This is a genomic window from Cobetia sp. ICG0124 (assembly GCF_004006355.1).
In the GTDB taxonomy this organism is placed as follows: Bacteria; Pseudomonadota; Gammaproteobacteria; order Pseudomonadales; family Halomonadaceae; genus Cobetia; species Cobetia marina.
Window position 1 is genome coordinate 2,956,311 of sequence record NZ_CP024893.1, and the last position, 12,507, is coordinate 2,968,817.

11 protein-coding genes and 1 pseudogene are annotated in these 12,507 nt (G+C 66.0%); 5 read left to right on the forward strand and 7 right to left on the reverse strand.

Annotated features, from left to right (window positions below):
• Nucleotides 1-5 precede the first annotated feature (5 nt).
• On the reverse strand, nt 6-866 hold the full coding sequence (locus CU110_RS13705) for a PHP domain-containing protein (protein ID WP_127736943.1): 861 nt from the start codon (nt 864-866) through the stop codon (nt 6-8).
• Between the two features lie 203 nt (nt 867-1,069).
• On the opposite strand from CU110_RS13705, the gene CU110_RS13710 reads away from it, so the two are divergent.
• The 4 genes and pseudogenes from CU110_RS13710 to mnmC all read left to right on the forward strand — a co-directional run bounded on the left by CU110_RS13710 (nt 1,070) and on the right by mnmC (nt 4,389).
• Nucleotides 1,070-1,651 carry a septation protein A gene (locus CU110_RS13710; RefSeq protein ID WP_077378961.1) on the forward strand — a complete coding sequence of 194 codons (582 nt, stop codon included), beginning with the start codon at nt 1,070-1,072 and terminating at the stop codon, nt 1,649-1,651.
• The gene (locus tag CU110_RS13715) at nt 1,651-1,950 is read left to right on the forward strand and encodes a YciI family protein (RefSeq protein WP_077378958.1); all 300 of its coding nucleotides are present in this window, start codon (nt 1,651-1,653) and stop codon (nt 1,948-1,950) included. Before CU110_RS13710 ends, CU110_RS13715 begins: the two co-directional genes overlap by 1 nt.
• Before the next feature lie 386 nt (nt 1,951-2,336).
• Nucleotides 2,337-2,915: pseudogene (gene mnmD, locus CU110_RS18100) on the forward strand (tRNA (5-methylaminomethyl-2-thiouridine)(34)-methyltransferase MnmD); the annotation flags it as partial.
• A 121-nt stretch (nt 2,916-3,036) separates the two neighbouring features.
• Complete coding sequence (gene mnmC, locus CU110_RS18105; RefSeq protein ID WP_346427145.1) at nt 3,037-4,389, forward strand: FAD-dependent 5-carboxymethylaminomethyl-2-thiouridine(34) oxidoreductase MnmC; 1,353 nt, start codon at nt 3,037-3,039, stop codon at nt 4,387-4,389.
• Between the two features lie 8 nt (nt 4,390-4,397).
• Here the strand turns inward: mnmC and CU110_RS13725 are convergent, their stop codons facing one another.
• On the reverse strand, nt 4,398-5,135 hold the full coding sequence (locus CU110_RS13725) for a response regulator (protein ID WP_084209824.1): 738 nt from the start codon (nt 5,133-5,135) through the stop codon (nt 4,398-4,400).
• A gap of 32 nt (nt 5,136-5,167) precedes the next feature.
• Nucleotides 5,168-6,922 (reverse strand): sensor histidine kinase, encoded by a 1,755-nt coding sequence (locus CU110_RS13730; RefSeq protein ID WP_240499609.1) that lies wholly within the window; start codon nt 6,920-6,922, stop codon nt 5,168-5,170.
• Nucleotides 6,923-7,192: 270 nt separating this feature from the next.
• On the opposite strand from CU110_RS13730, the gene CU110_RS13735 reads away from it, so the two are divergent.
• On the forward strand, nt 7,193-8,503 hold the full coding sequence (locus tag CU110_RS13735; RefSeq protein WP_084209380.1) for a 2-hydroxycarboxylate transporter family protein: 1,311 nt from the start codon (nt 7,193-7,195) through the stop codon (nt 8,501-8,503).
• Between the two features lie 59 nt (nt 8,504-8,562).
• On the opposite strand, the gene CU110_RS13740 is transcribed toward CU110_RS13735, so the two are convergent.
• From CU110_RS13740 to CU110_RS16340, 4 genes are all read right to left on the reverse strand, one after another.
• Nucleotides 8,563-8,865, reverse strand: coding sequence for a YheU family protein (locus tag CU110_RS13740; protein ID WP_240499610.1), 303 nt, complete (start codon nt 8,863-8,865; stop codon nt 8,563-8,565).
• 55 nt (nt 8,866-8,920) lie between these two features.
• Entirely contained in the window at nt 8,921-11,014 is a 2,094-nt protein-coding gene (gene ligA, locus CU110_RS13745; RefSeq protein WP_127736946.1) for an NAD-dependent DNA ligase LigA, read from the reverse strand.
• 220 nt (nt 11,015-11,234) lie between these two features.
• Complete coding sequence (locus CU110_RS13750) at nt 11,235-12,029, reverse strand: cell division protein ZipA C-terminal FtsZ-binding domain-containing protein (protein ID WP_240665400.1); 795 nt, start codon at nt 12,027-12,029, stop codon at nt 11,235-11,237.
• Nucleotides 11,960-12,499 carry a hypothetical protein gene (locus CU110_RS16340; protein ID WP_205694047.1) on the reverse strand — a complete coding sequence of 180 codons (540 nt, stop codon included), beginning with the start codon at nt 12,497-12,499 and terminating at the stop codon, nt 11,960-11,962. Before CU110_RS16340 ends, CU110_RS13750 begins: the two co-directional genes overlap by 70 nt.
• Nucleotides 12,500-12,507 lie beyond the last annotated feature (8 nt).

The following is a 12,507-nucleotide window of genomic DNA, read 5'->3' on the forward strand; positions in this document are numbered from 1 at the left end:
GTCTATCACATGGTGGCGGTGGCGGCCGCAAAAAAGGGTGCAAGGCGCGGATGACACCAGACGGGCGGCACTCTGGTGCGCGGTGGCGGACTCATGCTGCCGGGTGCCAGCGGCCCCCCGGGGAAGTGGAAATCACTGCCGACGGAAGCATAGAGGCCCAGTTCATCCAGCTGACGCGCCAGGTCACGCGCACGGTCGATGTTCTGGAAGCCGCTGACCAGCTCGGCGGCCTCACCGCCGGCAGAGATGAAGTCCCGCAGCAGCTCACCGCGCTTGGTGCGGGTGAGCTTGTAGCGCATCGGGTGCGCCATCACCGCGACACCGCCATCGGCACGTATCCATCCCACCGCCTCTTCCATCTCGGGCCAGTGTGCCTTGACGTCGCCCTTCTGGCCGGAGCCCAGGTGACGCTTGAAGGCATCCTGAAGATCACGGGCCAGCCCCGCCTCCACCAGCGCGCGCGCGAAGTCGGGCCGCGACAGGGGGCGGTCTCCCGACCCGCTGAGCGTGGCCTGCTCACGGGCACGCTGCATGGCATCACTCAGTCCCAGCTTCTCCATGCGCGCGGCGATCTCGTGACTGCGCCGCTCACGTGCATCATGTTGCTGCCTGAGGCCGGCGCTCAACGCGTCTCCGGCGCCCTCGGGCATCAGCGCCACCAGGTGGATGGTCTGATTGCGCCAGCGCACGGACAGCTCGCAGCCCGGCAGCAGGGTGACGCCATGGGCAATCGCCGCCTGCTGAGCCTCGAAGATGCCTTCCATGCTGTCGTGATCGGTCAGTGACATGCGCGAGACGCCGCGCCGCGCGACCAGCGCGACCAGCTCTGCCGGCGCCATGCCGCCATCGGAGGCGGTCGAGTGCATGTGCAGGTCGATGTCCGGCACCTCGATGTCCGTCTCGAAACGCTGGGGCAGCGCGCGCACATGGGCTTTGTCAGCAGGCAGCAATGGCGGCAGAATGAACGCATGCAGGCAAGGGTGCGCCGCTGGTTGCCAAAGGATACCACTCGCACAAGCCCTTGCCTTCCCGACGGCACCGCCGTCGTGTCCAGGAGTGTGTGTTTCTCATGAAGATGTTGCTCGACTTTCTGCCGATCGTGATCTTCTTCGCCGTCTACAAGACGACTGGCGACATGATCATGGCCACGGCCGTACTGATCCCTGCCACCCTCGCCCAGGTGCTCTATATCTACTGGCGTCACAAGCGTGTCGAGAAGATGCAGCTGGTCACGCTGGCGCTGGTCGTCGTGCTGGGTGGCGCGACCGTGCTGTTCGGCAACAGCGCCTTCATCCAGTGGAAGCCGACCGTGGTCAACTGGCTGTTTGCCGTCGCCTTCCTGCTCTCGCCGCTGTTCGGCGGCAAGCCGCTGGTGGAGCGCATGATGGAGAAGGCGATCCAGCTGCCGCGTGCCATCTGGCACCGCCTCAACCTGGCGTGGGTGGTATTCTTCCTCGCCATGGGCGGCCTCAACATCTATGTCTTCAGCCACTATTCGGAAGACATCTGGGTCGATTTCAAGCTGTTCGGCATGCTTGGCCTGACACTGCTGTTCGTCATCGTTCAGGGCGTCTATCTGTCCCGTCACATGGTGCAGGCCCCTCAGGAAGAGTCTTCCTCTTCCACCTCTTCACATAAGGATGATTCGTGATGCTGTATTCCATTGTCTGTCAGGATGTCGAAGGTAGTCTCGAAGCGCGCATGGCAGCACGACCGCCACATCTGGCACGTCTTGAGGCCCTGAATGCCGCAGGCCGTCTGGTCATCGCCGGCCCCAACCCGGCCATCGACAGCGAAGCACCGGGAGACGCCGGCTTCAGCGGCAGCGTCATCATCGCCGAGTTCGATTCCCTCGAAGAGGCCCAGAAGTGGGCCGATGCCGATCCCTTCGTCATCGCCGGTGTCTATGCAAGCGCCGAAGTGAAGCCGTTCAAGCAGACACTGCCCTAGTCCTGACTGCCGCTCGGCCGGTGACCGGCGGCTTCGCCCCCTGACGACGGACAGCCTGGCTGTCCGTCGTCTGCGTTGGAGACGTTGCCCGGCCACTGCCCTGATGCCCTGCTCTCCCGCTCGACCTCCTGCCAGGAATGCCCGTGAACGATCGTCCCTCCTCCCCCCGCCAGCCCGCTTCCGCCACGCCTGAGCCGTCCGCATCGTCAGTGTCCGACGCGGCGCCGAAGGACAGGCCGGACGCCATGACACGCAAGCCTGCGACGACGCCACCGAGCGCGATCGACCCTGTCACGGCACCCGGCGTGGTGCCGGAGGTCCCGCTGGCACCGCTGGCCGCGCTGGAAGAGGCACGCCTTGAATGGGATGACGCGGCCCCACAGGCCATGGATTACGGGGATGTGTACTTCTCGATCCACGATGGCCGCGCCGAGACCGTACACGTCTTCCTCGACAGCAACCGGCTGAGCGAGCGCTTCCGTGACTGGCGGGAAGCGCGCCCCTTCGTGATCGGCGAGACCGGCTTCGGCACCGGCCTCAACATCCTGTGCGCCGCCCAGCGCTTTCTGGCCACGGCACCCGCCGAGGCACGCCTGCATGTCGTCTCGGTGGAAAAGCATCCGATGCGTGCCGCGGACCTCGAACGCGCGCTGTCCGCCTGGCCGGATCTCGCCTCATTGGCGAAACCGCTGGTGGCACAATGGCCGGCTGCGGTACTCGGCGTGCATCGTCTGTGGCTGGATGAGCGCATCACGCTGGATCTGCACTTCGGCGATGCCGTCGAGCGCCTGTCACGCCTCGAAGGAGGCGTGGATGCCTGGTTCCTCGATGGCTTCTCGCCGTCGAAGAATCCGGAAATGTGGTCACCGGCGCTGTTCGCGGCCATGGCCGGCATCTCGCATCCCGAGGCGACCTTCGCCACCTTCACCGCCGCGGGCTTCGTGCGGCGCGGCCTGCGGGCGGCAGGCTTCGCCTGGCGCAAGGTGCCCGGCCATGGCATGAAGCGCGAGATGATCTGCGGCGAGCTGGACGCTGCCACCTCGGCGGCGCGCGCCGAGCTGATGGGGCTTGCCCGCACAGCGCGGGGTGCTTCATCCGCTGCGCCGGGAACAGCCCTGGACGCAGCCGCCCCAGCCGGCGCCCATCTCCCGCGAGACACACGTCGCGGTACTTGGCGCTGGCATCGCCGGCACCAGCTGCGCCGAGGCGCTGGCGCGGCGTGGCGTGAAGGTCACGCTGATCGACGCCGAAGCCCCCGGTGCGCGGGCCTCCGGCAATACCCAGGGGGCGCTCTACGTGAAGCTGGCCGCCGAGACCAACCCTGCCAGCCGCTTCCAGCTGGCCGCGTTGCAATACAGCCGGCGCTGGCTGGCAAGCCTCGACCCCGAGCAGACCCTGTGGTCCGCCAGCGGCGTGCTGCAGCTGGCCACCAGCGAGCGTGAGCGCAAGCGCCAACAGCGCTTCGCGGACAATCACCCGCTGCCCGAGGCGCTGCTCAGGCCGGTCACTGCCGACCAGGCCAGCCAGATCGCCGGCAGCGAGATCACCTTCGATGGCCTCTTCTATCCCGTCGCGGGCTGGGTGCGTCCGAAGGCGCTGTGTCAGCACCTCGCCGCCACGCCGGGCGTCAACTTTCGGCAGGCGCGCATCGAGGCCATTCAGTCGCTGGGGGCCGAGGAAGGCAGAGAGGAAGGCGGAAAGACAGGCAACGGCGCGCCACGCTGGCAGCTGCAAGCCAGCGACGGCAGCTGTCTGGAAGTGGATCAGCTGATCGTCGCGCTGGGGGAGCAGACACACCTGCCCGAGCCGCTCGCGCATCTGCCGCTGCAGCCGATTCGTGGTCAGGTCAGCGAGATCACGGTGCCGCCCGAACAGGCAGCAGGGCTGCCCATGCTCGACAGCGTGGTGTGTGCCGGTGGCTATGTCTCGCCCTGTCAGCGTCACGCCGACGGCAGCGTGACGCTCAGCTTCGGCGCGACCTTCGCCCCGCGCGATGAGGATGACTCGGTACGTGAAGCAGACCACATCGCCAATGTCGCCGAGCTGCGCAGTGCGCTGCCCGCCTTCGTCGCTGCCTGGGAGCAGGCGCGTGGCGTCAGGCTGGAAGACGATGCCTGGCAGGGGCGTGTCGCCTGGCGCGCCGCCAGCCCCGACAAGAGCCCGCTGGCCGGCCCGGCACCGGACGCCGCGCAATGGCGTGAGGATTACGCCGCCATGGCCTTCGATGCGAAAAAGCGCGTGCCGTCACTGAGCGGCGCCCATTTGCCCGGCCTGTGGCTCTCCACCGCGCATGGCTCACGCGGCTTCACCACCGCACCGCTGTGTGCGGAGCTGATCGCCTCACAGCTGTGCGGCGAGCCGCTGCCGCTGGAGCGCGAACTGGCCGAGCACCTGCACCCGGGACGCCGCCTGATCCGCGATATCGTGCAGCGGCGCTGAGGCATTGGTCAGGGGAGCCGGCACTGCCTGGCAAGCGCCTGACGATCGATGACCTGATAGGTGAAGGAGGGGCGGCCTATCTGGCCGTAGTGGAAGGCCTCGCTGAGCATGCCGCAGGCCGCCAGATGGCGCAGGTACTTGCGGATGGTCACGCGCGACATGCCCGTGGCGCTCAGCAACGCCTCGCTGGTGAAACTGTCTTCAGCGCGTGGCAGCGCCTGGATGGCACCGGCGACCAGCGCCAGGGACGCTGCCGTCACACCCTTGGGCAGGCGGCCATCAGACACCGTCCCCGCCGCGCCACTGACCGCCATGTGCGAGCCGAACAGCTGGTCCAGCTGCTGCTGACTGACCTCCCCCTCGAGACTCTCCAGCTGCTGGCGACCACGCCGTGCCAGTGCCAGTGCCTGCTGGAAGCGGGCGAAGCTGAAGGGTTTGACCAGGTAATCGCAAACCCCGAGCGCATGCGCGCTGCGCACCGTGTCCGCCTCACTGGCGGCGGTGATCAGGATCACCTGGATGTCAGGGGCGGCATGGCGTCTCAACCAGCGCAATACCTCCAGACCGCTGCGGCTGCGCAGATAGACATCCAGCAGCACCAGGTCCACCGCCTCCTGCGCCAGCACCTCCAGCGCCGCGGCGACATCCTCGCACTGGGCGACCAGGCGCATGCCATCGATACGATTGAGGTATTCGACATTGAGACGCATGACCATGGGGTCGTCTTCGACTATCAGCACACGCATGCGCTCAGGCTCCTTGATCATGCGAAATGCGCTCAGGGCGCCGCAGTGGGCGACCGCTGGCAGGGCAAGGTCAGCTCGACCAGGGTGCCGCCGCCCGGGGGCGAGTAGAAGTGCCAGTCTCCCGCGCGCGCGGTCACGATCTCCTGTACCAGCGACAGCCCCAGCCCGCGACCTTCACCACGACTGCTTACCCCCGCCGCGCGCGCCGTCTCCATGAGCTCCGCCGACATGCCGGGGCCGTTGTCTGCCACGCTGATCGACAACTGGGCCTCTGACGCCTCACCCACGGATTCCAGCATCAGGCTCAGAGTGACGGCCGGGGCGTGTGTGGCATCGTCCATTTCCTCCAGCGCTTCGAAGGCATTGTCGAGCAGATTGCCGATCACGCTGACCAGATCATGGCTCAAGCTGCGCTCCAGCACCGGCAGCACGGCCTGAGACAACTCGGACTGAGACAGCGCTGCGCCGGGCATCTCCCGGTGCTCGGGCCGTGCATGATGCCACTCGACGTCCAGCTCGACATTGAGCGCGATGCCACGCTCGCGAGCCTCACTGTGCTTGCCGATCAGCAATCCTGCCAGCAGAGGGTCCGCGATGCGCTCGGCGGCCGCGGCATCCGCTGGCAGCTCCCGCTCCACCAGCAATGCCAGGTAATCTCGCAGGCCGTCGAGGTCCTGCATCTGCGTCAGCCCTGACAACACATGCAACCGATTGCGAAACTCATGGCGCGCGGCGCGCAGTGACTCTGCCTGTCGGCGGACGCCGGTCAGCTCCTCGGCAAGGCGCTGCATGCGGTCGTGCTCACGCAATACCAGCACGCCGCCCATGAGATGCTCGCCATCATGCACCCGCTGGCAACGCACCCACAATCGTCGCCCGTCATGGGTGACCTGACGCAGGCGAGCCGCGTCCTGCTCCGCCACCGGCGAGTGCGCGGCTAGACACTCGTGCATGCCGGTATCGGGCAACCACGCCTCAAGGCATTCTCCCGGTTCGGGGGCCGTCCCCAGCAGCTCGCGCGCCGCGGCATTCACCAGGGTGACATGCCCCTCGGGGTCGACCACGATGATGCCCTCTTCCAGGCTGGCCAGCACCGCCTGATGCTCTTCCACCAGACGCGCGATGGCCGCCGGCTCCAGCCCCTTGAGCTGTCTGCGCAGATAGCGTGCCAGCCCCAGCGCCCCCAGCGTGCCGAACAGCATCAGGATGCCCAACCCGATCAGCAGCTGACGCTTCTCATCGGCCAGCCGCCGTCCCAGCGAATCCAGCGTGATGCCGATGGCAACGGCGCCGATGACGGAACGCGCTTCGCCATCGGATGCAGAGGCCATCACCGGGGCAAAGCTGCGCAGGCTTTCGCCGAGCGTACCGCGGGATTCGGAGAGATAGGCTGCGCCTCCGAGCGCACGTTGCTCGTCTCCCCCCTGAAACGGCTGGCCGATCCGCGCGGGCTCCGGGTGACTGAGTCGCACGCCGTCCGGACGCATCACCACGATGAAGTCGACGGCATTCTCGCGGCGCAGCCGCTCGATGCGTGCCGCCAGGCGGCTGTCCGCGACGGGAGGCGCTGCCTGCGAGGCGTTGGCTTCGCTCAAGGTGGCGCGCACCTCAGGCAGCCGCGCGATGCGTTGCGCGAGGGCGGCGATGCGCTGTCCCTGTATCTCATGCTGGGTCCGCTCCAGCTGCGCACTGAAGAGCCAGGCCGCGACCAGCAGACTGACGATCACCATGCCGGCAGCCAGCAGCGAGGTCAGCGCGCTCAGTCCGGGTTGAGAAGAATGCAACACGCCAGACAGTCCACGTGCCCCCTTGGTGGCATGGCCAATTCGCCCAGCACGTGAGCGAGCCGCGCCATGCGGTTTCATAAGTTTCAAAAGGCTTTCTTTAATTCGCAAAACTTGGCCCTCGAAAGCCACATCGTAAGCTCCCTGTGACGCGCATCCACTGCGCGGACATGATGTCCCCACCTTGTCCCAACCGATCCCGCGATGCCACGCCAGCGCATCCGGACATGACAACAGGTCCTGCAACGACAGAGTGCAGGACAAGGAGCCTGCATGACACATTCCTCGCAGACCGCCACGGCCACGCCTGCCGACGAGTCGCCTTACCTGAAGACACGCATCTTCGGCATGTCCCTGCCGATCTTCGCCCTGTCGTTTCTGGTCCTGATCGCCGCCATCGCCACCGATACCCTGCCGGCGGGCATGATCGGCGCCCTGATGGTCATGATGGTCCTCGGTGAGCTGCTGGGCTTTCTGGGTGATCGCCTGCCGATCATCAACAGCTACCTGGGAGGCGGAGCGATTCTCGCCATCTTCGGTGCCGCAGCGCTGGTCTATAGCGGCTGGCTGCCACAGGATGTCACGGCCAGCGTCAGCGAGTTCATGAAGGCCGGCGGCTTTCTGAATTTCTACATCGCGGCACTGATCACCGGCAGCATTCTCGGCATGGACTCCCGCGTGCTGGTCAAGGTCGGGGCACGCTTCGCGCTGCCGCTGCTGTGCTCGGTGCTGTTCGCGGCACTCTTCGCGATGCTGGTCGGCTGGATCATGGGCTTCTCGCCCAAGGATGCCGTCATGGTCATCGCCCTGCCCATCATGGGCGGTGGCATGGGGGCAGGCGCCGTGCCGATGAGCCAGATCTACGAGCAACTGCTGGGACAGCCGGCCAGCTATTACATCTCGATCCTGGTACCGGCGCTGGCGCTGGGCAATGTCTTCGCCATCATCATCGCCGGGCTGCTCAACGGGCTTGGCAAGCGCTTCCCGTCACTGACCGGCGGCGGCCAGATGATGCCGGGTGTCGATGTCCGTGAAGAGAAGAGCGCGCCTGATCTCTCCCAGCTGGGCATCGGCATGGTCATCGCCCTGAGCTTCTTCGTCGCCAGCCAGATTCTCGGCAAGGTCATCCCGCTGCACCCCTACGCGCTGATGATCATCGCGGTTGCCGTACTCAAGTGCGCCAACCTGGTGCCGGAAAGCATCAACCAGGCCGCCGCTCAATGGTTCCGTTTCGTCGCGGGCAACTGGACCTTCGCGCTGCTGTTCGGCATCGGCGTGGCCTACACCGACCTGGGCCAGGTGATCGACGCCATCACCATCACCTACGTGGTGATCGTCTTCGGTGTCGTCGCCGGTGCCGCCTTCGGTGCAGGGCTGGTGGGCAAGCTGGTCGGCTTCTATCCCATCGAGTCCGCCATCACCGCTGGCCTGTGCATGGCCAACATGGGCGGCACGGGTGACGTCGCGGTCCTCTCGGCGGCCAATCGCATGCAGCTGATGCCCTTCGCGCAGATTTCCTCGCGCCTGGGCGGGGCCTTGATCCTGCTGATCTCGAGTCTGGTCGTGCCGATGTGGTTCGCATGATCCGCAGGGACAGGAGCAAGGTCAGGGCTTCGCCAACGGATCATGACCGCTGGCCGGGCTCAGTCGCCCTCTTCCTCATCGTCTGCCAGCTGACGCCCGAAGGACTGCCATTGCTCCAGCGTCATCACCTCGGTGGATTCGGTGCCGATGTCATGGACGATCAACAGCTTGCCGCGTGACAACTGGCCTTCCAGCTCCGCGACCCAGCCAGCCATGCCTTCGCCGACATCGGTGGTGTCATAGCCCTGACGGGTGACGAAGGTCTCCAGCAGGGCACGACGCGTGTCGGCGGGCAGCATGGTCTGCGGCACCTCGATGAAGCGATCCTTCGGGTCCATCTGATCAAGCGGCATCTGACTCATGGGTAGCTCCTGTTCATCCGTGGAACGTGACGCAGCCATTGGCGCCTGCGGTGCATCATTCAGCGTGTCCGTACTCATGCATCCTCTCCTGCGCTGTCTTGCGCATCGGCTTTGAGTCGGTGCCGGCTTCCCACTCGGCCAGACGCGCCACGAAGGCCGCTTCATCCAGCACCGTGAGCCCCAGCTGCATGGCTTTCTCGAGCTTGCTGCCCGCCGCCTCCCCGGCGACGACACCAGCGGTCTTCTTCGAGACACTGCCCGCCACCTTGGCGCCCAGCGCCTGCAGGCGCGCCTTGCCTTCATCACGCGTCATGCTGTCGAGACTCCCCGTCAGCACCCAGGTCTGGCCTGCCAGCGGCTGGGGCCGCTCGCCGATCTCGACCTCTTCCCAGCGCAGACCACAGGCGAGAAGCGCTTCCAGCGTCTCGTTGTTGGTCGCTTGCTGGAAGAAGGTCTGGATATGCGCCGCGACGATGGGGCCGACATCTTCCACGGCTTCCAGCGCGGGTTGATCCGCCGCGCGCAGCGCCTCAAGCGTACCGAAGTGCGTGGCCAGATTCGCCGCGGTGGCTTCGCCGACTTCCCGGATACCGAGGGCATAGATGAAGCGCGCCAGGGTGGTGTGGCGGCTCTTGTCCAGCGAGGCGACCAGATTGGCGGCGGACTTCTCGCCCATGCGCGGCAGCTCGGCCAGCGTGGCAGCGTCGAGATGGAACAGATCCGCCGGTGTCTTGACCAGCTCACGCTCGATCAGCTGCTCGATCAGCTTCTCGCCGAGGCCATCGACATCCAGCGCCTTGCGGCTGGAGAAGTGCTTGAGGGCTTCCTTGCGCTGGGCGGCGCAGATCAGTCCGCCCGCGCAGCGTGCCACCACCTCGCCTTCGAGACGTTCGATCTCGGAGCCACACACCGGGCAGCCGTCCGGCAGCACGATGGCTTCGCGGCTGGCACCTTCGCTGGCGACCCGCACCACCTGCGGGATGACATCGCCGGCCCGCCGGATGATCACGCTGTCACCGATCTGCACGCCGAGACGTTCCACCTCATCCATGTTGTGCAGCGTGGCATTGGAGACCACCACCCCGGCGACCTGCACCGGTGCCAGCCGGGCGACCGGTGTCAGCGCACCAGTCCGTCCGACCTGGAAATCGACCCCTTCCAGAGTGGTTTCCTGCTCCTGCGCGGGATACTTGAAGGCGATGGCCCAGCGCGGCGCGCGCGCCACGAAGCCCAGCTCGCGCTGCAGACGCAACGCATCCAGCTTGATGACCGCGCCATCGATGTCGTGATCAAGCCCTTCGCGCTGCTCGCCGAGACGGCGGGTGTACTCGATGATGCCTTGGGCACCGCGCACCACCTCAAGCTGCGGGCTGGTGCGAAAGCCATAGTCATTGAGCAGCGCCATCAGGCTGGAATGATTCTGACCGACCTCCGTGGCCAGCAGCGCCTCATCGAGGCGCGCGACCTGATAGGCACAGAACTCCAGCGGGCGCGAGGCAGCGATGCTGGAATCCAGCTGACGCAGACTGCCGGCGGCGGCATTGCGCGGATTGGCGAACACCTTGCCATCCTCGTCGCGGCCGCGCGCGTTCAGCGCCTCGAAGCCGGCGTGACTCATGTAGACCTCGCCGCGCACTTCAAGCAGCGCCGGCAGATCATCCCCCCGCAGCCTGAGCGGGATCGAGCGGATGGTGCGCAGATTGGTGGTGATGCCTTCCCCGGTACGTCCATCGCCGCGCGTCACGCCCTGCACCAGCACGCCATTCTCGTAGATGAGCGACACGGCCAGGCCATCGAGCTTGGGTTCACAGCAGAAGCTCAATGCCTCGCCTGCGTCTTCCGCATCGCCCAACTCCAGGGTTTTCGCCGCACGCTGCACGAAGGCACGCAGCTCATCGTCATCGAAGGCATTGTTGAGCGACAGCATCGGTACCGCATGCTGCACTTCCTCGAAACCGCTGGCCGGTGCGGCCCCGACACGCTGGGTGGGGGACTCCGACGTGATCAGCTGGGGGTAGTCGGCTTCCAGTGCCTCGAGACGGCGCAGACGCGTGTCGTAGTCGGCATCGGTCAGCGTCGGGTCATCCAGCACGTAATAGCGGTGGCTGGCCTCGAGCAGCTCGCGATGCAGCTGCGCGACCTCCTCCATCACCTTGGCAGGCACACCTTCCACCGCAGCCGGGGCAGCGGACTGAGGAACGCTCGAGGCGCTGGAATCATCGGCAGGGGCCGAAAACAGATCATCCTGGGCTGACATGACACTCACTCGAAACGGTGGCGCATGAAACACAAACGCCAACGGCGACCCGAAGGTCGCCGTTGGCGTTTGTGGCATGACGGACCCACTCTGAGAATGGCTCGCGAGTCGATCAGTTGGCCTGGTAGCGATGCAGACGATTGCGACGCTCGAACTCGTGCACCTGCTGGCGCTTGAACTCGATGGTCTGGGCCGTCATCACGCTGTGGTTCTCGTCCTTGAGCTCACCGCCCAGGCGACGCACCAGCAGCATGGCGATCTCGACCATGGTCTCGAAGGCGGCGGAGGTGTCGTCCGCGCCCGGCAGCGGCATCAGGAAGGTGACGCCATCCAGCTGACTGTCCACCATCTCGGCCGGCGTGAAGATCCCCGGCTTGACCACGTTGGCCATCGCGAACTGCAAGGGACTGTCGTCATCATCTTCCTCATGGCGCAGGAACAGCCCCATCTCGGAATGGCGCAGACCACAGGCCAGCGAGATGCCCAGCACGTCTTCACCGCTGAAGCCTTCCTCGCCACGCGCCATCACCGAGATGATGATGACTTCACTGGCATCAGCCAGGGTGTCACGTGCGAGCTGGTCATCGACCTGATTGCGCTCGGCACGCAGCACCAGCGGATGGCGATCATCCTCGGAGACTGTCGTGTCGGCTGCAGGCACGGCGGCCGCTTCCAGCGAAGGCTCCTTGCGCTCGGAAGCCGCGTGCTCGTCATCGGCCTGCTGGCCAGCGGAGAACGCTTCGGCCTTCACATCCTGACCTTCCTCGATCTCGGCCATCGGCTCGAGATCATCGGCCTGGGTGGAGGAGACGCTGATGCTGTCGTCCTCGGCGGTGATCACCGGCTTCTCATGGAAGTCCTCTTCGCGCGCCGTCTCTGACTGCTCGCTGGAGGCGGTGCCGAGCACAGGCTCGCGATGCGCCTCGTCATGCTCTGCTCGTCGTCGCGCCGCGCGCCCAGACTGGCGGTCACGTCGCGCATCGACTGGCTGGCACGCGCCCCGAAGGCCGCCGCACGCTCGCCGAAGCCCTTGCGCTCCGGCGCTTCACGGCGCTCCATGGGCTGTGCTGGACGACTCGGTTGCGTCACCCGTGAGGCCTTGATGCCATGGGCATTGTCGAGCACGGCATCCTGCTCCGCCTCGGCCTGCGCTTCGGCATCGCCAACCACCCGGTAGCCGCCATTCGGCAGCTCCCAGTTGTCACGTTCTTCCTCTTCTTCCACCGCGGAAACACCCGCCTCTTCGGTGGAATCTTCCGTACCCGCTCGATCCAGTCGGGGTACTCGACGTTGACGTTGGAGCCTGCGCACACCGTCAACGACGATGATTGCGACCAGCACCAACCCCAACAAGATGAGCCACTCTCTCAATTCCATGGGTCATT